This window comes from Chryseobacterium lathyri (assembly GCF_003290185.1).
Lineage (GTDB): Bacteria > Bacteroidota > Bacteroidia > Flavobacteriales > Weeksellaceae > Chryseobacterium > Chryseobacterium lathyri.
The window spans coordinates 52,755-76,604 of the sequence record NZ_QNFY01000017.1 but is presented as its reverse complement, the minus strand read 5'-3'; the positions used below and the strand labels follow the sequence as shown (position 1 = coordinate 76,604).

General features: G+C 37.9%; 18 protein-coding genes. 4 read left to right on the top strand and 14 right to left on the bottom strand.

What is annotated here, in order from left to right; genetic code table 11:
- Positions 1 to 280: hypothetical protein (locus DRF61_RS22950; protein WP_238601927.1), on the top strand; the 280-nt coding region annotated here is incomplete at its 5' end.
- A gap of 348 nt (positions 281 to 628) precedes the next feature.
- Positions 629 to 802 (top strand): hypothetical protein, encoded by a 174-nt coding sequence (locus DRF61_RS20160; protein ID WP_157963413.1) that lies wholly within the window; start codon positions 629 to 631, stop codon positions 800 to 802.
- A gap of 420 nt (positions 803 to 1,222) precedes the next feature.
- Here the strand turns inward: DRF61_RS20160 and gldG are convergent, their stop codons facing one another.
- The 4 genes from gldG to kbl all read right to left on the bottom strand — a co-directional run bounded on the left by gldG (position 1,223) and on the right by kbl (position 5,622).
- Positions 1,223 to 2,893: a gliding motility-associated ABC transporter substrate-binding protein GldG gene (gene gldG, locus DRF61_RS20150; RefSeq protein WP_111960449.1), complete on the bottom strand. Its 1,671-nt coding sequence runs from the start codon at positions 2,891 to 2,893 to the stop codon at positions 1,223 to 1,225.
- 4 nt (positions 2,894 to 2,897) lie between these two features.
- On the bottom strand, positions 2,898 to 3,626 hold the full coding sequence (locus DRF61_RS20145; protein WP_111960437.1) for an ABC transporter permease: 729 nt from the start codon (positions 3,624 to 3,626) through the stop codon (positions 2,898 to 2,900).
- Positions 3,627 to 3,683: 57 nt separating this feature from the next.
- Positions 3,684 to 4,235 (bottom strand): CopD family protein, encoded by a 552-nt coding sequence (locus tag DRF61_RS20140; protein ID WP_034707934.1) that lies wholly within the window; start codon positions 4,233 to 4,235, stop codon positions 3,684 to 3,686.
- A 190-nt stretch (positions 4,236 to 4,425) separates the two neighbouring features.
- Positions 4,426 to 5,622: a glycine C-acetyltransferase gene (kbl, locus tag DRF61_RS20135; RefSeq protein ID WP_111960435.1), complete on the bottom strand. Its 1,197-nt coding sequence runs from the start codon at positions 5,620 to 5,622 to the stop codon at positions 4,426 to 4,428.
- Between the two features lie 160 nt (positions 5,623 to 5,782).
- Between kbl and DRF61_RS20130 the strand changes: the two genes are divergently transcribed.
- On the top strand, positions 5,783 to 6,661 hold the full coding sequence (locus tag DRF61_RS20130; protein WP_111960433.1) for a cupin-like domain-containing protein: 879 nt from the start codon (positions 5,783 to 5,785) through the stop codon (positions 6,659 to 6,661).
- 224 nt (positions 6,662 to 6,885) lie between these two features.
- Here DRF61_RS20130 and DRF61_RS20125 read toward each other — a convergent pair whose 3' ends face one another.
- The 9 genes from DRF61_RS20125 to DRF61_RS20085 all read right to left on the bottom strand — a co-directional run bounded on the left by DRF61_RS20125 (position 6,886) and on the right by DRF61_RS20085 (position 21,769).
- Positions 6,886 to 8,814, bottom strand: a complete 1,929-nt coding sequence (locus DRF61_RS20125) for a M1 family metallopeptidase (protein WP_111960431.1) — start codon at positions 8,812 to 8,814, stop codon at positions 6,886 to 6,888.
- A gap of 85 nt (positions 8,815 to 8,899) precedes the next feature.
- A complete protein-coding gene (dacB, locus tag DRF61_RS20120) occupies positions 8,900 to 10,369 on the bottom strand; it encodes a D-alanyl-D-alanine carboxypeptidase/D-alanyl-D-alanine endopeptidase (RefSeq protein ID WP_111960429.1) in 1,470 nt (489 codons plus the stop codon).
- A 160-nt stretch (positions 10,370 to 10,529) separates the two neighbouring features.
- Positions 10,530 to 12,977 (bottom strand): replication restart helicase PriA, encoded by a 2,448-nt coding sequence (gene priA, locus DRF61_RS20115; protein ID WP_111960427.1) that lies wholly within the window; start codon positions 12,975 to 12,977, stop codon positions 10,530 to 10,532.
- A 341-nt stretch (positions 12,978 to 13,318) separates the two neighbouring features.
- Complete coding sequence (locus DRF61_RS20110) at positions 13,319 to 14,230, bottom strand: AEC family transporter (protein WP_223558714.1); 912 nt, start codon at positions 14,228 to 14,230, stop codon at positions 13,319 to 13,321.
- A 155-nt stretch (positions 14,231 to 14,385) separates the two neighbouring features.
- Positions 14,386 to 16,872, bottom strand: a complete 2,487-nt coding sequence (locus DRF61_RS20105) for a beta-mannosidase (RefSeq protein WP_111960445.1) — start codon at positions 16,870 to 16,872, stop codon at positions 14,386 to 14,388.
- 114 nt (positions 16,873 to 16,986) lie between these two features.
- Positions 16,987 to 17,649, bottom strand: a complete 663-nt coding sequence (locus DRF61_RS20100) for a copper homeostasis protein CutC (protein ID WP_111960425.1) — start codon at positions 17,647 to 17,649, stop codon at positions 16,987 to 16,989.
- Positions 17,650 to 17,669: 20 nt separating this feature from the next.
- On the bottom strand, positions 17,670 to 18,227 hold the full coding sequence (locus DRF61_RS20095) for a hypothetical protein (protein WP_111960423.1): 558 nt from the start codon (positions 18,225 to 18,227) through the stop codon (positions 17,670 to 17,672).
- Positions 18,228 to 18,327: 100 nt separating this feature from the next.
- Positions 18,328 to 19,320: an isoaspartyl peptidase/L-asparaginase family protein gene (locus DRF61_RS20090; protein WP_111960421.1), complete on the bottom strand. Its 993-nt coding sequence runs from the start codon at positions 19,318 to 19,320 to the stop codon at positions 18,328 to 18,330.
- Positions 19,321 to 19,501: 181 nt separating this feature from the next.
- The gene (locus DRF61_RS20085; protein ID WP_111960419.1) at positions 19,502 to 21,769 is read right to left on the bottom strand and encodes a glycoside hydrolase family 20 protein; all 2,268 of its coding nucleotides are present in this window, start codon (positions 21,767 to 21,769) and stop codon (positions 19,502 to 19,504) included.
- A gap of 102 nt (positions 21,770 to 21,871) precedes the next feature.
- Between DRF61_RS20085 and DRF61_RS20080 the strand changes: the two genes are divergently transcribed.
- Positions 21,872 to 22,690: a DUF4197 domain-containing protein gene (locus tag DRF61_RS20080; RefSeq protein ID WP_111960417.1), complete on the top strand. Its 819-nt coding sequence runs from the start codon at positions 21,872 to 21,874 to the stop codon at positions 22,688 to 22,690.
- 478 nt (positions 22,691 to 23,168) lie between these two features.
- On the opposite strand, the gene DRF61_RS20075 is transcribed toward DRF61_RS20080, so the two are convergent.
- Complete coding sequence (locus tag DRF61_RS20075) at positions 23,169 to 23,822, bottom strand: CoA transferase subunit B (RefSeq protein ID WP_111960415.1); 654 nt, start codon at positions 23,820 to 23,822, stop codon at positions 23,169 to 23,171.
- Positions 23,823 to 23,850: the final 28 nt, after the last annotated feature.

Sequence of the window (23,850 nt, the reverse complement as noted above, 5' to 3'; positions counted from 1 at the left end):
ATTCATATCTGTAAACTATTTAGGGGAAAAATTTATACCATTGGACGACAAATATGTCTATACTAGAAGTGTGCAATTATATAACATTGTTTGTTTTTTCCCAGGTACTTTTATTTTTTTCGTTATTTCAATACTTAATTTCAGCACAAATAAAAAATTAGAAAATAAAAAAAATATGAGAGTTTCTCTTATTCCCATTTGTTTAATAGGTCTACTTTATTTATATATTTTTTTTATGCTGTTTTATGCTGTTTTTATAAGAGATATAGGGGGAGATTAGTGAGGCTCGCACCGCTCCCACACGATTGCTGGTGTGGCAGATAATAACATAAACCCACCGCATTGCGGGTTACAATTCAAAAGACCATTTAGCAAATGCAGGGGTAAGTTTTGGAAAAACCAGCGCAGGTGCTCTTGAAATTGTAAACAGCAACAATTATTATCCGTTTGGGATGAATCATTTGAAATCTGGCAATAGTTATTTTGGCGCGGGCTCATATAAGGCATATAAATATAATGGCAAGGAGCTGCAGAAGACCGATATGTATGATTACGGAACAATAAGAACAGGAAAGATTGTTCCATTGTGTGATAATTGTAAAACAACTTTTGGAAAATAAAAATGATTATGTATACAGAAATACAACAGCAAACTTTAGACACTGATTGGTTTTTTACACATGAAAATCATATAGGTTTTGTAGCATCTGGAGCCGGTAAATTACCTGAAACAGTAGCTAAATCATCAGAAAATAATGAAAAATTAATATCTTATTTTAGAGATTTACCTGAAGGTAATTAATCCTGAATTAGATTCTTTATTAGTTAAAATATTTGGCAGTGGTGCTGATGAAAGATATTTACAAGATTTTGTATCTATGACAAAAAAGGGCTTATATTCTTTTGATAAAACTAACCTTAATAATTTTCTTGATTATGATTATCATTTAGTAGCAAGTCCTATGAAACCTTTAACTCTAAATGATTTACCTCAAAATATATTAGACATCCTTATGCAAACTAAATATCCGTATAATATTAATAGTGCTATAGACATTAGTAAAATAGACTAATAACTAAATACAATTTTGACCTCACTGCTGCACGATTTATCATGTGATATGAGTAGTCCTAAATAATCATTACATTACAAAAGTAAAATGACCTTAGGGATGAGACACAATCAAAAATAAAAAGAGAAACCTTCCGGTTTCTCTTTTTATTATCCAAACTTCCTCTTCCTCAGCCAGAAGAACAATCCTCCCAGCAGGCCGATCACTACCAAAGGCAGTAATAAATTCAGCCACTGCCAGTTTGTTTTTTCTTCCGTAATGCGGTTTCGGTCCAGAAGTCTTTCTTCTATATTTCTGTTTCGGAGAGCCATCAGGTTGCTGTCATCCAGAAGATAATCCAGTGCATTTCTCAGAAACTGCTCGTTTCCGAACTCCTGATTGGTGAGACGGTCAATTCCCATTGGGAGTGGCTCACCTTTGTGCATTTTGTTTCTTCCTACGTCTCCGTCTGCAATAATGATCATTTTGTTTTCAGGGCTTTGGCTTTTAAATCCGGGATAACCTTTTCGTTCAATTCTTGATGCATAGGCAGAATTAAACTTCCCCTCCAGCGCAACGGCAAAGATTTTCGGGGTGCTTGGTTTTTCCATCTGGCCAAGACTGTCTACACTGGCAATCTCTTTCAGATCCACATAGTTGGGAACCTGTTTCAGAAGTGTTCTTTCGCTGGATTCAAAAAGTACTTTTGTTTTGATATTTTTTCTTCCTCCCAAAGTATCAATGGAAGTTGGAAATTCAAATTTTACCGGGTTGATATTTTTCGTGATCGGATTATCATTCTCAGCAATTCCCAAAGGGAAATAGGGCCAAGGCAGGCTTGTATACTGTGGGTTCCCTCCTACTTCACCCGTAACCAGTTTCAGGAGTGCAAATTTCTTTACATCCTTCACCAAAGCCGGATTGATCCTGATCCCATAATTGAAAAAGAAATCCGTCATATTGATATCCACAGGGAAAGGCATTACCTTTTGAGACCTTGTCAGCGTATCCATTTCGGCATTTACGGCATCGATCATCCAAAGCGTTTTCCCGCCATTCATAATAAACTGGTCAAGAATCACTTTTTCATTATCTGTGAATGCTTTTCTCGGCTTTGCAATGACCAGAGCACTCATCTGTCTCAGCAAAGGAAGATCTTCCTGAGTAAGCTCTGTCTGGTTTTTTGGAATAACCGGTCCTGCATCGTAATTTTCCAGTGCCAGCTGCATAAAGCTATGGAACTCTTCAGGTCCCAGTTCGTCATGATTTACCAGGATTCCTACCTTCTTTCTTTTATTAGCTGCAATATTCTTGATATTGGAAACCAAGCTGTATTCCAGACCTTCTATAGATCTTGTTAGTTGCTGATCCGCATCTATTCCCGCCTGCTGTACAACCAGCGGAATAGAAACCCCTCTTTTATCATATTTTATAACAGCGTATGGAAAAAGGGTGATCTGGGAAATCTTTCCGTCTTTAACATCCGGAAGAACAGAAGGCTGCATTCCCATCGCCATCAATGTGTCCTGGGACATTTTTGTCTTAATCGGATCAATAAATTTGAAATCGATCTTCGGGTTGATTTTTCTGAACTCTTCCAGCATAAATCTGGTTTCACTCTGAAGCTGCTTAAAGCTTGCCGGAAAATCACCCTCAAGATAAACATCTACCGTAAGCGGCTTTTTCACCGATTCCAGTACCTTTACCGTATTATCCGAAAGCGTATATCTTTTTTCTTTGGTTAAATCTAATCTGATTCCTGAATACGTAAGCAGAATAACCAAGGGTATCACTGCTATTAAGAAAATTCCTAATGGAGATTTAATATTGAACTTCTTCATCATGCTACTTCTTTTTAGTGATAAAATGGTTGGACAATAATAACGTAGCACCAATGATCAGAATAAAATAAGCCACATCTTTAAGATCTATAAGACCTCTGGTAAAGCCGAGAAAATGCTGATAAAACCCTATATTCTGAAGGATAAAATCTGCACCACCCAACAGTTTGTAGCTCGCAAGCTGCTCTATCCCGAAATACATGATAAAACACATGAAAACTCCCAGCAGATAGGCCATGATCTGGTTCTGAGAAAGTGAAGAAGCCAGAATACCTACTCCAGAGAAAGCAGCAATTAAAACGATTAATCCAATATAGCTTCCGAAGGTCATTCCAAGGTCAATATTTCCTGCCGGAACACCTAAAACGTATACCGTATAAAGATAGATCAGTGACGGAATAAGGCATAAAACCCCAACGATCCATACCGAAAGAAATTTTCCTGCTACCAGGTCTGAAACTTTTAAAGGCTGGGAAAACAGCCAGTTCAGCGTTCCTGTTTGCTGCTCTTCTGCAAAGGTTTTCATAGAAAGCGCAGGAATAATAAACATCAGCAGCCATGGAACCAGTACGAAATAGCTCTGCAGGGAGGCCATCCCGATGTCGAAAATATTAGAATCATTCTCGAAGAAAAACAGGAAAAGAGCTGTTATGAGACTGAATGCAGCGATGATTACCCATGCGCTCCAGTTTCCAAAGTAACTCCAAAGTTCCTTTTTTAAAATTGCAATCATAGTTTTTTGTAAAATGTAAAAAGTAGAATGTATGGTGTATGCATTCTACTTAAACAATTATTTGTTTTTTTTATTCTTATTAACGAGTTTAACGGTCATCATGATCAGAAATACAAGAACGAAAAATCCTGCAATTAATTGCCACCAGTACTCAATAACTGAAGATTTCAAAATCACTGTAAACACTACCAGAAACAGAATGAAGGTTGCAATTTCATTGGCCTGTCTCAGCTTGATATTAGGAGTTTCGATAGTTTCTCCGTTCAGTTCTTTCAGTTTCAGCACTTTTTTCCAGCACCAGTAATGATAAACAGCAAGACCGATCAGAAAAGTCAGTTTTAAATGAAACCACGGCATTTTCATCAATCCGGTATTCAGGAAGATCATGACAATTCCGCAGACAGCCATAATAATTCCAGCCGGAACAGTAATGATATTCCACAGCCTTCTGGCCATGAATGTATACTGTTCTCTAAGAATCTTCTTTTTCTCTTCAGCAAATTCATCCGTATCCTTGTAGTAAACAAAAATTCTTACGAGATAAAAAATTCCCGCAAAATAGCTTACCATGAAGATAATGTGCAGTGCTTTGATTATTGTATAAAGCATTTTTTAAAATAATGGCAAATATAATGTTAATAACAAAAATATTTGTTAGAAATAATTATAAAAATGCTTCGGCTTCATTCAGCATGACATCGCTTATACTAACTGTTTTAATTTTCATCTAAAAATCAAACGTAATAATGAACATTGTCATGCTAAGCAAAGCCGAAGCATCTATATCCTGAATGTTTAATTAAGAAATAACACCAAGCTCCTTTCCTACTTTCTCAAAAGCCGCAATCGCTTTATCAAGGTGAGCTTTTGTGTGGGCGGCAGAAAGCTGTACTCTGATCCTTGCTTTTCCTTTCGGTACCACAGGATAGAAGAATCCGATTACATAAATGCCTTCATCCATCAGCTTTTCAGCCATTTTCTGGGCAAGAGGAGCATCATACAGCATCACCGGAACGATAGCTGCATCACCTTCCGGAATATCAAAGCCTTTAGCCACCATCTCCTTTCTGAAATATTCTGCATTTTCCATTACCTGGTCACGAAGTGAGGTATCCTCAGAGATCATATCCAGAACTTTCAAGGCAGCCCCAACGATTCCGGGCGCTAATGAATTGGAGAATAAATATGGACGTGAACGCTGTCTCAGCATATCGATGATTTCTTTTTTACCGGAAGTAAATCCTCCAAGAGCTCCTCCCAAAGCTTTTCCTAGTGTAGAAGTAATAATATCTACTCTTCCCATTACTTCATTGGCTTCGTGAGTTCCACGGCCTGTTTTCCCGATGAAACCTGTAGCATGGGAATCATCCACCATTACCAGTGCATTGTATTTATCAGCAAGGTCACATACCCCTTTCAGGTCTGCAACAATACCATCCATAGAGAAAACTCCGTCTGTAACAATGATCTTGAAACGGTGATTCTTTTCGGACGCGGCGATTAACTGGGCTTCCAGATCAGCCATATTATTGTTTTTGTAACGGTATCTTGCCGATTTACAAAGACGTACCCCGTCAATAATGGATGCATGATTCAGCTCATCTGAAATAATAGCATCTTCTTCAGTAAACAATGGCTCAAAAACACCACCGTTCGCATCAAAGCATGCGGCATACAGAATTGTATCTTCAAGACCTAAAAAGTCTGCAATTTTCTTCTCCAGTTGTTTGTGGATGTCCTGTGTTCCACAGATAAAACGTACAGAAGACATTCCATAACCGTGAGATTCTATCATGTCCTGGGAAGCTTTCATTACTTCCGGATTGTTTGACAGACCCAGATAATTATTCGCACAGAAGTTTAAAAGCTTCTTTCCATTGGCTTCAATTTCCGCACTCTGCTGGGAAGTGATGATTCTTTCTCTTTTATAAAGACCATCATTTTCAATGTTTTGCAGTTCGTTCTGTAAATGCTGAAGATATTTTTCAGAGATCATTTTTAGTAATTTTTTAGATGTGCTAATTTAATAAAAAGGCGTTAAAATATCAGCTTTTATAAGTTTTAATTCTCAAAACAACAATTCAATTTCAGTTTTAACACAATTAGTCTACTAATTTAGTAGGATAATAATTATATTTGTCTACAAATTCTGGATTATGAGATTGAGCCCGATACAAAAAGTAAAGAAAATAAGTTCCGGAAGCTTTATAAATAACCATATGAAGCCACGATTTCCTGTTATTATGGAGGATTTTATTGATCCTGAAAGTCCTGCTTTCAAAAAATGGAATTATGAATACTTCAAAGAAATAGCAGGTGACCACAAAGTTAATATTTATGGAAGTGAGCTGGAATCTCTGGATAAAGTGGCCAGCAGCCCAATTGGTCAGACTACATTCGCTGAATACCTCGACCTGATTAGCAGCACTCCTACAGAACACAGGCTGTTTTTATTTAATCTGCTTACTATCAGGCCCGAACTTAAGGATGATATTCTTTATAATGATGTTACAAACGGGAAAATATTGAAATGGCTGCCTTTTATGTTCTTCGGAGGCGAAGGCTCTATTACCAGAAATCACATTGATATAGATATGTCACATGTTTTTATCACACAATTTCAGGGAACCAAAAGGATCTGGCTTTTCCCTTGGGAGCAATCGGATCTTATGTATAAACTTCCTTATAATTTTCACAGCTTACCGAATATTAAAGATCCGGATTACAGAGAATTTCCATCTCTACTCTATCTTGACGGTTATGAAGCTATACTACAGCCTGGTGAAACACTTTATATTCCTTCCGGCTGGTGGCATTACATCCAATATGAAACTGAAGGCTATTCCGTTTCTGTAAGAGCACTCCCATCCAGTATTCTGGAAAAATGGCGCGGTTTCAAAAATATGGTAATTACAAGAAACTTTGACAATATCATGCGAAAACTCTTTAAAGAAAAATGGTTCAAATACAAAGTAAAAACAGCCAGAAGAAGAGCAGCAACAGCAGCCAGAAAACAAAAAAGTTTTCTGATCTGAAAGCCTTTATTATAATTCTTAACAATAAAATTATTTAACAATGGAATTTATATATGCCATATTATCCCCTGAACGCCCTCTGTATATTTTTTATCCGATGTTTTAAATTTCTCCAATGTAAAAAACCTTCATTGCTGAAGGTTTTCTGGGCATTTAAAGTTATTCTTAGCTAACACTCAGTTCTCTGCTACCGGTAGAACAATACCTGAATGTTTCTTTTTTTACTATTGTTTTAGAAACTTAATATTCTTTTCATGGATAGTGAAAATATAAGAGCCCGGAACCAAGTCTGAGATTCTAACCGCTTTTTCGGGTTGATATACATCTTTTTTGATCAGTTTCCCATCCATAGAATGAATGGAAAACTCAACAGCCTTATCAATTCCTTTTATATAGAGCTCGTTCTTTGCAGGATTCGGATATAGTGCAAAATCTTCCTTCTCCACAGATAATACGCTTAATGTATTATCCTGAGCCACTGTAGAATTTTTCTCCAGGATCTGGTATTCATAATTAAATTCAACACTGGCTACAGGGAAAGAAACTGTTTCCAGGAAATACTGGTTATCAGAGGTATGATTCAGGACAAAATAAGCAGTCTGTCCGCCGGTTCCGTTCACCTTAATCGGCAATGGCATTTCAAAAAAGCTCACTGAAGGGCTGCTTTGGATTTGGGAAACTTTAAACAGGATCTGATTTCCGGTCTGTTTCCATTTTGTCGTATAGGTTGGATAACCTTCACCATATAGCCAGTCATTAAAGAATCCCGTAAAATCTTTTCCTGTAGACTGCAGCAGCGATGTATTAAAATCTGCAGTTCTCACATAATTATAGGCTAAATTCGGTCTGGCATGATAATCTCTTACTGCCTGATAAAAAGCCATATCCCCAAGGATCCATTTGATCATTCTTAAAATATAGGCTCCTTTTACATAGGTTAGCCTGTTGTTGAATATTCTGCTTACACTGGAAAGGCCGGAATCCGGGACATACGTAGAACCATCAGGAGCAGAAGTAATATTATTGATTTCTCCCAACAGGAAATTCTTAAACTCAGTATTGGTCATCAGTAATTTTTCGTTGGCAAGAACAGCACCGAAAGTGGCAAAACCTTCATTCAGCCAGATATCATTCCAGGCGCCACAGGTCACCTTATCACCAAACCACTGATGAGCAAGCTCATGGGCAATAAGACCTTTGCTCCAGCTTCCCATAGACGTCATCGTCTGATGTTCCATTCCGCCTCCATTGGTGAACTCCATATGTCCGTATTTTTCGTTGCGGAAAGGATAAGGTCCGAAATAGGTTTCAAAAGTATTCATAACCACTTTCGTCCACTCAATATTAGACATACTTGTTGCATTTGCATTGGTGGAAGGATAAACATAATTAACGAACGGAAACGGCGGGTTTCCCATGGTATCATTCAGCTTAACGAAATTGGTTATGGAAAGGGCAATCAGGTAAGCAGATGTGGGATAAGCTGTTCTCCAGAAAGTAAGTTTCTGATTTCCCGGAAGCACTGTTTCAGACATCAGTTTTCCGTTGGCTGCAACATTATATTGAGAAGGTGTGGTAATTTTAAAATCAAATCTTTCAATCTTATCATTAAGGCTTTGTTTTGTTGGAAACCAGTCCTGCGCACCATAAGGCTCACTTAAAGTACAGATAATAGGTGTTCCGCCCTGTGTAGATGCTGTAAAAGCGCCTCCAGCAGCAGAAGGAGCACCGGAATAATGAATCGTTAAGGAATCCAGGGTATTTGCGGGAATTGAAGCCGGAAAATCTATTTTCACTTCTTTTGTCGGAAGCTGCTGGAAAGTGAGGCTGTTTCCATGATACTGCACCTGTGAAACGACCAGAATATCCGACAGATCAAAATAAATGCTGCTCATATTCTGATTAGGCTTGAAATGTGAGGTCACAGAACCTGAAATATTATATACCGCAGGATTCAGAGTAACATTCATCCTTTGATACTGAAGATCGTAATTTAGAGTATTTGGATTAATATTGTAGGTGGTCATTTTCTTCGTAAAAGATTTCATTTCTTTTGCGATAAGCCCTTTCATTTCAATATTTTGATCCTGTATCTGTCCAAAGAACGGCTGGGAGATCAAAAAGCCCAGAATTAGAAGATAAAATTTTCTCATACTCAGAATATTAGATATGACCAAAGATAAAAAAAACCTTCTAATCATTGATTAAAAGGTTTTTAGAATATTAAAATAATATTTTTTAGAGATCGAGAGCCGGTTCAAGAATCTTTTCCATTCTTTTCTTTACCATATCTACTGATCCTGAATAATTGTTGACCATTAAAGAAAATACTAATGTTTTTCCAGAGTTGGTCTTCAGGTATCCTGCCAATGTTTTTACTTTATTCAAAGTTCCTGTTTTGGCAAAAACCTGACCGTTTCCGGTACCGATGAACATTCTTTTCAGCGTTCCGGACTGTCCGCCTACAGGCAGTGAAGTGAAATAAGCTTTGTAATATTTCTCATCCATTAAAGACGTTAAAAACTTAACCTGCGAAATTGGCGTTACATTATTGTTTCTGGAAAGTCCGCTTCCATCCATATAATTCAGACCCATCATATCAAAACTTTCCTCCTTCAGGTGGTTGGTTACCACTATCCTTCCTGATTCCGAGGTCTGGTCACCCATTTTCTGGAAGCCTACTGTCTTCAGTAAAGCTTCTGCCAAAGAATTGTCGCTGTGTTGGTTCGTATAGAATATGATATCCGCTAATGTAGGAGATTTATAGGCTGAAACCAGCTTTCTGCTCTCCGGAGCTGCATCTGTCATTCTAGGGGTTACTTTTCCGGTAACACCAATGCCGCTTTTTACCAGCGTTGTTCTGAAAGTATTGGCAAGATAAGCCGGAGCATCAGGAAGTTTTGTTGTTAAAAATCCGTCTCCCTCATATTTTTCTGCATACACCATCTGGTTGGCGTAAGGCGACATATAGAAATACTTTTTCTCAGAAGCCAATCCTGATTTTTTCATGATCAGCTTTTCGTTGGCAGGATTGATCTCGCGGGTAGTTCCTACGGGCAGATAGTAATTATTGTTTTCAAGCCATACAACATTTTCCGGAAGCCTTGTAATATTGCCTTTGAAAAGCGCTGTCTGAATGATAATATCACCGTTTACCTTTCTGATTCCTTCGCGTGAAAGTCCGCCCATAAAGTCTGAAATAATATCTCTGTAGGACCATGCACCGGCTTTATTGGTCCCTAAAGAAGGATCGCCGCTGCCTATGAGATACAGATTACCATTCAAAACTCCGTTTTCATCAATAGTCCCCGAATATTCCAGCTGTGTCATCCAACGGTAGTTTTCACCTAAAAGGCTCAATGCTGTTTCCGTGGTGAGTAATTTTGTGGTAGAAGCCGGTACTAAAGGAGTATTTTCATTGTACGAAGAAATGACCTTCTTCGTTTTGGGGTCATACACTACGAATCCCCAGTTTGCATTTTTCAGCACAGGATCCGTCATCATTGTGTTTACATTAATATCTACAAGCTCTTTGGCCGACAGAATTGTTTTCTCCGCCATTGAGGTAACCGGAGAAGGTAGATTCAAAGTATTCTTCTGATTGTCGTATGCCTGTGAGTAAAGAACTGTAGAAACGGTAGATTGGGCAAGGAAAAACCCAGAAGCCAATACCGCTACACCTGAAATATATTTTCTGTAATTTACCATGTATCTTTTTTTGTTTCCATAGTTTGACGCTATAAAAAATGATAAGTTAAATCATCCGTTTAAAGAGCCAAACATTTAATGAACGACCAAAAGTAGAAATTATTGTTATAAAAAGGGTTACACGGTTCTTATAAAAGAGCGTAAAGTTTGTTAAAAAATGTTAAAAATCCACAAAAACATCTTTTTTAATACTTTGATAAGCAGTGATTTCATCAAATTCATTCAAACTTAGCAAAACCATTTTTTTGAATTCATCATACTTTTTCCCGCGGGGAAGTTTCAGCATGATTTGGAATTGGTATAGATTATTAAGCCTGGCAATCTGGGCTCTTTCGGGTCCCAAAACACATTCTTCAGGAAGATATTTTCTTAAAACAGATCCCAAAAACTGGGAAGCCCGGTTCACTTTGTCTTCTTTCCGGTGTTTCAGCTCAATCATAATGAGTTTAGTGAACGGAGGGTAATGGAATTTCTGACGTTCGGTAAGGATATATTTGTAAATTTTTGCAGGATTATTCATCTTGATCAGCTGAAAAACGGAATGATCAGGATTATAGGTCTGAATTAAAATTTTCCCTTTTCCGGAAACTCTTCCGGCTCTTCCGGAAACCTGGGTGATCAGCTGGTAGGCTCTTTCCTCCGCTCTGAAATCCTGAACATACAGCAGGGAATCCGCTTTAGGAATAGCGACAAGCTCAATATGATCAAAATCGAGTCCTTTTGATATCATTTGGGTTCCCACGATAATATCTGTTTCGCCTTCTTCTATTTTTTCATACAGTTTTTCATACGCAAACTTTTTACGCATAGAATCCACATCCATTCTGTCCACTTCATGATCAGGAAACATCTTGGATACTTCTTCATGAATCTGTTCTACTCCTACCCCTCTTTCGTTAAGGTTTTCTGAATGACATTTCGGACAGGTTCTCGGCTTTGAAGCTCTTTGTCCGCAGTAATGACACTTCATTTCGTTAGCTGCCTTATGGTAGGTCATTACGACATCACAGTTTGAACAGTAATTCACATAGCCGCAGGTTTCACATTCAATTACATTGGCATAACCACGGCGGTTGTGAAGCACAATGGCCTGATTTTTCTCGTCCAGCGTTTTTTTAATCTCATCAATTAAGTGTAAAGAAAAATTCCCTGAAACTTTTTTAGATTCCTGGGCTTCTTTAAAGTTGATGAGTTCGTATTCCGGCAGCTTCACATTTCCGAATCTCTCATTCAGGAAAATGTACTTTATTTTATCTTTTCTGGCGTTGTAGTAGCTTTCTACAGATGGTGTTGCCGACCCCAGAATCACTCCGGCCCCATAAAAATTACCTAAAACCAATGCGGCATCTTTGGCATTGAAATAAGGTGAGGCTTCCCTTGGTCTGTATGCAGAATCATGTTCTTCATCCACTACAATAAGTCCAAGATCCTGAAATGGCAGGAATAATGCATTACGTGTTCCTATAAGAATTTTAATATCATTCTGCTTGATTCTTCTCCAGACTTCCACTCGTTCAAAATCGGTTAATTTCTGATGATAGAAGCCAAGTTGTCGGCCATATTTCTTCTCTAATCTTTGAGTGATCTGTTTAGTCAGAGAAATTTCGGGAAGCAGGAACAGAACATTTTTTCCTTCCTGAATACATTCTTCAATTTTCTCTAAATAAATATGGGTTTTCCCTGAGGAAGTAACACCGTGCAGCAATACATTTTTGCCTTCTTCAAAGGCCTCATCAATTTCGATTTTAGCTTCTTTCTGCTCTTCGGAAAGTTCTTCAAGTTCTTCAATTTCACCTTCATAGCTTTCGATCCTGTCTTTCTGCATATGATATTCTGCGACAAGATTTTTATCTGCCAACGCCTTAAAATGAGAGCTTCCAAAATATCCGTCCTCAAAGAGTTCTGCTTTTTTAATGGGAACTTCCGGATGCTCGGTCTGTTTTTCTAAAATAGCCAGAAAAAGATCTTTCTGCTTCGGAGCTTTATTCAGCTTTAAAAGAATATCCGTGAGATTCTGGTTGCTTAAAACCTCATCATTGATCCTGACATAGGCTACTTCTTTAGCTTTGTATTTTTCAGCAATTTTTTCATCAATTTCAATGTACTGCAGATCAATCAGGGAATTGATTGTTTTGATGATCTCTTTTTTAGGAATAAATGCTTCAATATCCGTAAGATTAATGAGCTGGCGGACTTCCAACGCCTGAATAAGGTACATTTCATTGACATCCAGATTCTCAAAATCAACCGTAATATTGGGTTTTAATTTTAAATAGGTTTCACTTTCCAGTTTTAAGGAAGATGGAAATGCAAAACGATAAATCTCTCCAAGCCCGCAGAGGTAATATTCTGAAAGCCAGTTCCAGAAACTGATCTGCTCTTCAGGTAGGATGGGTTTATCATCTAAAATACTGATAACTTCTTTAGCTACAAAACTTTCCGGGGCGTTATCATGAAGTTCAAAAACAATTCCTGTATAAATTTTCTTTCCCCCGAAAGGCACGAGAACCCGCATTCCCGGTTGAATCATGGGCATTAGTTCTTCAGGAACTTTGTAGGTGAAAGATCCTTTTAAATTGAGCGGTAAAACTATTTGAGCGTACTGCAAGGGAAATTTTTAAAGTGTAAAATTAGATTTTTATTCAGAGAACTGCAATTTTTTATTGAGATCAAAGGGTAAAGCAGTCTGATGCTGTTTTTCTGATTAAACTTATGGTTCCTCTTTATTTTTTTAAATGAGTGATTGCATTTTTTACTCTCTCAGATTGAGCAGATGTTTATGGATATTATGATTTATAATCATGAATAAAACAGGCTCAATAGTGCTCTTATATCTTAATAAATAAAAGTATAATTATAACGCAAACATCTGCTCAATCTGCAAAACCTGCGAGAGAATATTTAAACATTCAGCCGCATCGTCCTGTATACAAGACCGGTATGACAATTTTAGAAAAGAAATTCTGTGATATAATACCAGACCGCAGAGGTAAAGAACCCGACAATAATACTGAAGCCGACAATGAGATTGGTAAGCTTGGTATTGAGCCTGAACTGTTCTGCAATAATACTTGAGGTGACAACGGTTGGCATAGCAGCTTCAAATACAGTAATTTTTGCTACATCTCCTTTTATATTCAGGAGTAGAGCCAGTCCTAAAACAATAGCCGGCGCTAAAATGAGCTTGTAGAGCATAGAAGCAGACATTTGCGGGATCAGCTTTTTCCATCCGTTAAATTTCAGTTGGAGTCCTACAGAAAATAAAGCCAACGGACTCACTGTTGCTGCTAATTTATCAAAAAATGGTTCTGCTAATGTGAAATCAATAAACTGCGACAATACCAATGCTGCAATGCACCCTATCAATGGAGGAAAAGTGACCAGTCTCTTTAAAATAAATTTTGCACTTACTTTTCCTGATCTGCTTCCACCCTTCACTGCTGCTATAATTCCTAATGTGGAAAGGGCAAAAAACATGGTCTGATCACAAATAATGGCAATACTTAAAAGACTTTCGCCATAAAATGCACTAATGAGAGGAAAACCGATAAAGGATGTATTGCTGTAGCCGCTTGTCAGTTCCATTGTACTTCTGGACCGCCTTGAATAGCCCTTACTTTTACTGTAGAACATCATAAAAAAGAAGCAGAAAACAGAAACAAGAAAGGTAGCCGCAATGGGAAACAGCATTTCTGTTGTCCATTTAACTTTGGGCAGGTATTTAAAAGAAACTGCGGGCAGGGCAAGATAAAGAATCCAGGTATTAATACCTTTGTGAGCATCAGGATGGATAGATTTTGTTGCTTTGAATACCATTCCTGCAATAATGCACACCGCAATCAGAACAAAATTGACCATCATATTTAAAAATTGAATATAAAGTTACGGTTGATTTTTGAGGAAAATCAATTTATTTAAAAATAAATGTATGCTTAGAATTGCATGGGTTTAAGGTTTATTTTTTAAGTTCTCGCAGATTGGGCTGATTGAGCAGATTTTTATTGCGGTATGATGTTTTAATTTTGCAGTGTATCCCAAAGGCTCATCACTTCTATATTTTCCAAAGGTTTTGAGAGTTTTATCTTTTTTGATGAACCAGGAAGGAGATCAAAAAAGTTATCACTGAAATGGGTATCTCCCATTAGATAAATATCTTTTGCCAAAACATCTGTGGAAATTTCAATTTCGTCCGGTGCAGTTTTTCTGATCTTAATGCTAGGGTGTGTCAGCTGCAGATCTTTGGGTTTAGTAAAGAAATGTTGATTGACCGCTATGATTATTCCATCCTTATCTTTTATAGTAAGTTGTAAAAAGGCTTTATCTTTATCAGAATCAGAAACCAGAGCTGATACTTGAACGGGATCAAATTTGAGAATACTTTCCTGTATTTTTTCTTTTGAAAGAGCTTTGAATTCTTTTAGAACCGTGCCATCGAAACGTACTGCTTTTACTTCTAAATTGATATTATTGAATGGCTTCAATCCGTCATTAACAGCATAAAAATTTAAAATACCTTCTTTTTCATCAGCTAAAATAACCTGTTGCTCAAAGCTTCTTTTCATCTGGTAATGCAAAGCTTTCCAGTTTCCAAGGTAATCAATGGAGGACCAGGAAACTACAGGCCAGCAGTCATTAAGCTGCCAGTATAACGTTCCCATATTATAGGGTTTTGAACGGCGGTGAGCTTCAACAGCAATTCTCATTCCACGGGTCTGGAGCAGCTGGGAAATGTAATTGTATTTCACGAAATCTGAGGGCGTTTTATAGTCTCTTTTCATATATTCAGCGATGATGTCCCAACCTCTGGTATTTTTTTCATGAGCTTTAATAACCGGATTCTGAAGGCTGAGATCCGGAGTTCCTGAAAACATAGATTTCACAGCTTCCAGGCTTGGCATTCCCTGAAAACCATATTCTGACATGAATCTTCCTACTTTTTGATTATAAATCTCAAACGGCTGCTCTCCCCACCAGACTCCCCAATAATGGGAATCTCCTTCTGTAAGGCTTTCTTTATGCCCCCATCCGATAGATGGCGAGCTCGGCCAGTAGGTATTTTTATCCGAAGTGAGAATTTCCTTCATAGCATTAGGAATCACTTCATGGAACAGCTTTTTATAGTCTTTCCAAACCTGAAGAGAATCATTTTTTGAGTATTTGAACTGTTTCTGATAGCCCCAGTTGACGATGGCTTCATCAATTTCATTATTTCCGCACCATAAAGCAATGGATGGATGGTTTTGAAGCCTGTTGACCTGATCCTTTACTTCTTCTTTTACATTATTTAAAAAATCTTCATCGGCCGGATAAAAGCTGCCGGCAAACATGAAATCCTGCCAGACTAAAATACCGTTTTCGTCACAGGCTTTATAGAATTCATCATCTTCATAGATGCCACCACCCCATACACGGATCATATTCATATTGGCGTCTTTGGCGTCATTGATGAGCTTCCGGTATTTTTCCTTGGTTATTCTGGGTGAAAAGCTGTCGGAAGGAATCCAGTTTGTTCCTTTTGCATACAATGGTCTCCCATTGACTTTAAAATAGAAAGATTTTCCTGCCTGATCTTTCTCCTGGATGAGTTCAATGGTTCTTAACCCAATTCTTTCGGTTTTTTCAGAAAGGATTTTGGAATCTTTTTGCAGAGAAACTTTTATGTCATATAAATTCGGATCGCCCCATCCATTGGGCTGCCAAAGTTTTGGATTGCTAATTTTAAAAGGAATCTTGATCTTATTTTCACCTTTTTTTAACTGAAATTTATTTGATTGAGTATTAATAGAAATAGAATATTCCCCTTCTTTATCTGCAAAAATTTCTGCTTGAATATTGAGCTCTGCCTGTTGTTTTGTCAGATTTTTTTGCTCAATTTTTATATTTTTTAATGTAGCATGATTCCAGAAACGAAGTTCTGCATCTTTCCAGATTCCGGCAGTAACCAGTCTTGGACCCCAATCCCATCCAAACTGATACTGAGCTTTTCTTACAAAACTCCTGGGCGACTCCGGCATGGTAAACGGAACCTTCCCGGCCAGTTCTTTTCCTTCTTTTACAGGTGATGTAAATTTAATTTTCAGATCGTTATTTCCTTCTTTCAGAAGCTCTTTTACAGAAACCTCCCATTTCCTGAACATATTATCTGTTTTTTTCAGCAGTTTTCCGTTCAGATAGATTTCTGAAAAAGTGTCAAGACCGTTAAAAACAAGGTCTATATGTCCATTTTGAAGTTCTTTTGATGATACATTAAAACGGGTCTGATATTCCCAGTCTTCATTTTCTATCCACTGTACTTTTTTTTCATTTTCATCTTTAAAAGGATCGGAAATGATCTTATTATCCATCAAATCAAGATGTACAGTGCCCGGAATTTTTGCAGGCAACCATTTCTGTTCCTGTGTATTTTTGAACTGCCATTTTTCGGAAGACAAACTTCGTTCTGTAAGCTGTGCATTCATAATACTTTGAATAAAAAGGAAAGCAAAAAGGACAGATTTATTCATTATAGGTTTGTTTACAATTCTGTGAATCCCATATTTAATGAATTCACTGTTAAAATTTATCCGTAATCCCAAATTCAGGGTAGTCAGTTTCAGATTCTTTGTTTTTCTCAAAAACTATTTATTCTTCAAAGCTACAATCTCATTCGCATTGGCAAAAGATCCACCGTCTGTAATTGCAGAAGAGTGAAAATAACCGGCATTTGTAAATGCTCTGATCTCTTCAATATTGGTAGAACGAAGTCCGCCTCCAACCAGAATTTCTATTCTTCCGGCAGCAAGCTCAACCAGTTTTTTCAGATTCTCTTTACCGTCTGAAACATTTGGTTCCTGGCCTGAGGTGAGGATCGTTTTAAAGCCACAGCCAATTACTTTTTCCAAAGAATCTTCAAGGCCTTTTGCTCTGTCAAAAGCACGGTGAAAAGTACATGGAAGAGGATATGCCATCTCAACCAAAATCTTGTTGTGTTCTACATGTATCTGATTATTTTCGTCCAAAATTCCAAACACAAAACCATCTACTTTCAGAGATTTCAGCTGGAGCATATCTTTTTGCATTTGTTCAAACTCAGATTCCGAATAGGTAAAATCTCCACCTCTTGGGCGGATCATTACAAAAACCGGAATATTTATTTTTTCTCTGAGTTCTTTTGTCGTTTCAAAATCCGGAGTTGTTCCGCCTTCGCTCAATCCGTCACATAATTCTATTCTGTCGGCTCCGTTTTCAAATGCAGTCATTGCGGATTCCGGATTGAAACATGCTATTTCTATTTTTGACATTTTTTCGTTTTATTTAAATTTTACTCTTCTTCAATAACATCTGCTATCAGAAATTTATTATCTGTTTTTATAACTTTAATCTGACGGGAATATTTGGCTTTAAACCCATCATCAGCCAGGACTACATTAAAAACGTAATTATTGTCTGACGAGGATTTTAAGTCACAATTTCTAATTTCAATATTAATCCAGTCCTGTCCGGAAATAAGGAATCCAGAGTCTATTCCAGCTTTATCAGTATCAAACTTACCTTTCCATTTGTCCTGGAATTCTTTTAACGTAAGACTTCCATCAACATCCATATCCACATTCATTGCATCGGTTTTATAATCGTAATAATCCTTTGTTGTGATTTTCTGCATTTCTTTATCGAGATTTCCAAGATCTGCTTTAAAGTAGTTTTCAATGCTTTTTTCCAACCATTTCTTTGCTTTGCCGGATTCATCAGGTTTATTTTCTGAAATTCCGGTTTCGGCTTTTTTGGGGAAAGATTTTTGCTGTACCTGTGTCTGAGTTTCTTTCTTTTCTTCTTTACATGCTGTGATCAGAAACAAAGATGCAATGATCATTCTTTTCATATTCTTTTTGATATTCTAAATTTTGGCTAAAGCCGTTTGGTGTTTTTTTATTTTGTAAGCGGGCTAAAGCCCGCTCCTATTGAATTTTAAATAAAATACATTATTTCAGAGCAAATTTCGGTTTTTCCAGACGGTTGCCTTTCTGATCATACACGGCAAAATTAAATCCGTCCTGAATGCAGTAAGAACCATATTCGCCTTTTTTATTTAAAGCGATGAAGCCAACCTGAATATCTTTAAGGTTTTTATTTCTTCTCTGGGCAATTTTCACAATTCTTTCAACTGCTTCTTTGCAAGCCTGCTGGGGATTCCTTCCCTGTCTCATCAATTCAACAACCAGATGTGTCCCGACAGTACGGATTACTTCTTCGCCGTGCCCGGTAGCCGTAGCAGCACCCACTTCATTGTCTACAAATAATCCTGCGCCGATGATAGGTGAATCTCCTACTCTTCCATGCATTTTAAAGGCCATCCCGCTGGTGGTGCAGGCTCCGGAAAGATTTCCCTGTGCATCCAGAGCAATCATTCCAATGGTATCATGGTTTTCAATATTGGCGACTGGCTTGTACTCACTGGTTTTCAGCCATTCTCTCCATTCTTTTTCTGAATCGGGAGTGAGAAGATTTTCTTTTTTAAACCCTTGTGATAATGCAAACTGTAATGCTCCATCTCCAACCAGCATAACATGGGGTGTTTTTTCCATCACCGCTCTTGCTACAGAGATAGGGTTTTTGATATTTTCCAGGCAGGCAACGGAACCGATGTTATAGTTCTCGTCCATAATACAGGCATCGAGGGTAACTCTTCCGTCTCTATCCGGACGTCCTCCATAGCCTACACTTCTTTCAGTTGGGTCCAATTCCACGAGGCGAACTCCTTTTTCCACTGCATCAAGGGCTTTTCCACCTTTTCCCAAAATAGTCCAGGCTTCTTCGTTTGCCTTCAGTCCGAAATTCCAGGTGGAAAGAACAATGGGTTTTCCTGCTTTTACAGGATTCTCAGACAGTTCTCCGGCAATCAGATCCAGTGGGTTTACGGCAAGTGCCAGAGAAGCAGCTGCCGTTTTTTTAATGAAGTTTCGTCTACTTTGCATATTCAGATATATTTGGCTCCAAATTAGGAATTTTCCCGCTAGCAGAAAAGGAAAAAGACCACAGAGTACTATGGTCTTTTGGTTTTTAATAAGAGTAAGGCTATTTACTTCTGAAATAGCATAACTCTATGTATTGACGGCTGCAACAGCTATTGCATCCAGTATATTCAGAAACTTATTTCTAATTGATGCCAATTTCATCAACGAACAGCCATGCTTTTGAATCTGCACCGGGATTTCCGGCAGGAATAATACCTGCATTTTCTATTTTAAGCTTAATGTACTCTGCATTCTGATTTCCTACATTCAGCTTAATTTTTCCTTTTGAGTTCTGAATTTCATCTTTCCCGATCTCTTTGATCATTTTAAAGGCCTTTCCATCATCCGAAACAAAGATCTGTGCAGATTTCGCCAGATGGATCCAGCTTCCCTTATTTTCTAAGGTATTAAAATAAACTTCAGAAAAGTTGGTTTTCTGTCCCAGATCAATGGTTGCCACTACATCTTTTCCCTGAAAGCCCAACCATGTTTTGCCCAATTGTCTTATGTTTCCGATAATTCCATCCACCAAGGTAAAAGCTCCGCCAAAAGAATAGTTTTCGCTAGGCTGTTGTTCCAGGGTGATCTTTTTTCCTGTTGTTTTTGAAATTTTGAATTCCTGGGAAGAAACAGCACTTTTCAGTTTTCCGTCTTCAAAATAGGCGGATTTAACGGTTAGAGATTTTGAAACAGCAATCGGTCCCTGATAAACCTGTGAATGTATAGAAGGTTCTGTCCCGTCCGTTGTATACCGTATTCCTTTCGGGTCCTGTGATACATTAAGTTCATAAGAAATACCGTTCCCGGCAGGAAGTACTTTTCCGGAAATATTATAGATACTTTTGGCATAATTCACCTTCATTTTATCCAGAACTTTGAACTGACTGATTACCCTTCTTTCAAATTCTTTATAATTTTTAGGATCTGCCGTTCCCCATCCTACTTCGGAAAGCGCCATCAGTCTTGGAAATATCATATACTGTACCTGCTTAAAATCCGTGATGTATTCCGTCCATAGATTGGCCTGAACTCCTAAAATATATTTGGCCTGCTCTGCGTTCAGCTCTGCAGGAATAGGATTATAGGAATAGACTTTATCCAAAGGGGTAAAACCTCCGAAAGCATTTGGCTCCGATTGAGGATCACCCTGATAATGATCAAAATAACAGTAGGCTCCCGGAGTCATTACGGCAAAGTGAGAAGATTTTGCAGCTTCGATTCCTCCGTTTACACCTGTCCAGCTCATAACGGCAGCATTTGGAGCCAGACCGCCTTCAAGGATTTCATCCCAACCGATGATTTTTCTTCCTTTACTGTTGACATATTTTTCAATTCTCTGAATGAAATAGCTTTGCAATCCATGTTCATCTTTCAGATTATTCTTTTTGATCAGCTCCTGGCAATGGGCACATTCTTTCCATCTCGTTTTCGGACATTCATCGCCACCGATGTGGATGTATTGTGATGGAAACAGGGCAATAACTTCATCCAGAACATTTTCAAGGAAAGTGAAGGTTTCTTCTTTCGGACAGAAAACATCATCAAAAACACCCCATTTTGTGGCAGCTTCAAACGGCCCTTTTGTACAGGCAAGCTCGGGATAAGCTGATAAAGCAGCTAAAGCATGACCGGGCATTTCAATCTCGGGAACTATAGTAATATGCCTTTGCTGGGCATATTTAATAACGTCCTTAATCTGCTCCTGGGTATAGAAATAGGGACCATAAGGTTTACCGTCGAAAGTATTGTCTACGTAAGCACCAATCATCGATTCTTTACGTTTTGAACCGATCTGGGTGAGTTTCGGGTATTTTTTAATTTCAATTCTCCAGCCCTGATCGTCTGTAAGATGCCAGTGAAAAGTGTTCAGCTTGTACATGGCTAAATAATCAATATACTGTTTAACCTCATCTACATTAAAGAAATGGCGGCAGACATCCAGGTGCATTCCGCGCCATGCAAATTTAGGCTGGTCTTCAATTCTTAAAGCAGGAATTTCCCTATCCTCCTTATGTTCTTCAAAAAGTTGAGCCAGGGTTTGAAGAGCCAGAAAATATCCCTGTCTGGTATTGGAAGTTATGAAAATCTTTTGGGGAGAAATGTCAATAGTATACTTTTCTTTATCTTCTTCGGGATGAATTGGGATTTTTGGCTGTGGAAACGGCATGTACATCAAATGAATTCCTTCCGTCTTACTGCTGTTCTGAAATTTCACACTGGAACCAAGTCTTTTTTTGAAATACTCTGTTTCTTCTTTTGGAAGTTTGTCATTCAGGATCAACGTTTCAGGAATGATGAACCTTCCTTCCTGCATGGTTACACTTTGAGGATAAGGGATTAAATCTGGCTTCTTCTGGGCATGAAAAACTGTGGAAAAAATAGCAGAAAACATAAAAAGAAAATGTCGCATTTAGGTATGATTAAGGTTTTAGCTAATATAATTATTTTCTAAAACTCTTTGGTGATTTAACTTATTAAATAATAAAACATCTAAATTTGCAAAAAAGATACAATGAGAAAAAATATTTTATTCGCTGCTGCCCTATTATTTTCAGTTTCTTCACAGGCACAGCTCTTAGACATCATCAAATCTACCGTCAAAAACAAAACCGGTGTCGATCTTGATAATCCCTCAAAACCTAAAAGTTCTACAACCACCACTACAACTAATACCACTCCAATTACTCCAACTAAAGCTTCTCCTGTTAATCTGGGAAACCTAACCTCAACACAGATATCTTCAGGGTTAAAGGAAGCGTTAAGCCTTGGAGTAACTGATGGTGTAAAGAAACTGGCGTTAACGGACGGATTCTTTAAGAATGAAGCGGTAAAAATTTTAATGCCTGAAAAGTTAAGAAAGATTGATACCACGCTGCGTTCCCTGGGAATGGGAAGTCTGGCAGATGAAGGGGTAAAATTATTAAATAGAGCCGCTGAAGATGCGGTAACAGAAGCCGCTCCTATTTTCACCAAAGCAATTACTTCGATGACGATCACGGACGCTAAGAACATTTTATTAAGCAGTGATAATGCAGCAACCAATTATTTACAGACGAAAACGCAAAGTCAGTTATTCACAGCTTTCCAGCCAAAGGTAAAGGCTTCACTGGGTAAAGTGGGTGCAGATACGGTTTGGAAAAATCTGATCTCAAAGTACAATACTTTCACAGGGCAATCTGTAACGACCGATCTTAACGAATATGTGACGACTGAAACAATTAATGGTGTATTTAAAATGGTAGCTGATAAGGAAAGCGGAATCAGAAATAGTCCGGCGATGAGAACCACTTCTATTTTACAGAAGGTTTTTGGGGCACAGGATGGGAAATAATTTAGTTTTTTTTCAAAAACTTTATCAATATATAAACTGTTTCATTTTTTGAAGCAGTTTTTCTTTTGTATTAAAAAATGTGCATTATCTGCTCAATCTGTGGGTAAAAAATTTTAGTAGCTTTTCTTTTGTCTTGAAACAAAAGAAACAAAAATTCAAGACCTGGAAACTTCCGCTAAAAATAAATACTGTTCTCTAAAAATTCTAAAACTTGCGCGAATCCTATATATGTTCTTCGGTTCAGTTAAAGTGTCGCGCTTCGGACAGTAGAATTTTCTTAACGTTCACAGGATTTATTTTTTTAACGCTCCATTTTCTTATGTCAATTTAATAGTGTTTCATAAGCCTTTTTGAGAACATTTACAATTCTTTAAATTTAGAGTGATAAGAAAATCTGTGTTATCTGCTCAATCGGTGGGAGAAAATGTCGGTTAAATGCATAAAAAAACCTTGTCGGTGACAAGGCTTTGTTTTTTATTTAGAATTGCATTTCAGGAATTTCACCTTCAATGATCAGATCTGCTTCTGTAGATTTTATGATGTGCTCCACTGAAACCCCTGGAGCTCTTTCCACCAGTTTGAATCCGGCTGGAGTTACATCCAGTACTGCCAGTTCGGTCACTACTCTTTTCACACAGTTAACCCCTGTGAGCGGAAGACTGCATTTTTTCAGGATTTTGCTTTCTCCTGCTTTATTCACATGCATCATGGCAACAATAATGTTTTCTGCAGAAGCAACAAGGTCCATTGCTCCCCCCATTCCTTTTACCATTTTTCCGGGGATTTTCCAGTTGGCAATATCTCCGTTCTCTGAAACTTCCATCGCTCCAAGAATAGTAAGGTCTACTTTCTGGCCACGAATCATCCCAAAACTAAAGGCTGAATCAAAAAATGAACCTCCTGGAAGAATAGTGATGGTCTGTTTTCCTGCATTGATGATATCGGCATCTTCTTCACCTTCGAACGGGAAAGGTCCCATCCCTAGAACTCCGTTCTCACTCTGAAATTCTACGGAAATACCTTCCGGAACATAGTTAGCCACCAACGTAGGGATCCCGATTCCAAGGTTTACATAATAACGGTCTTTCAGTTCTTTTGAAATCCTTTTAGCAATTTGTTCTTTTGTAAGCATAATAAAAACTTAGACTGCAATTTAATTC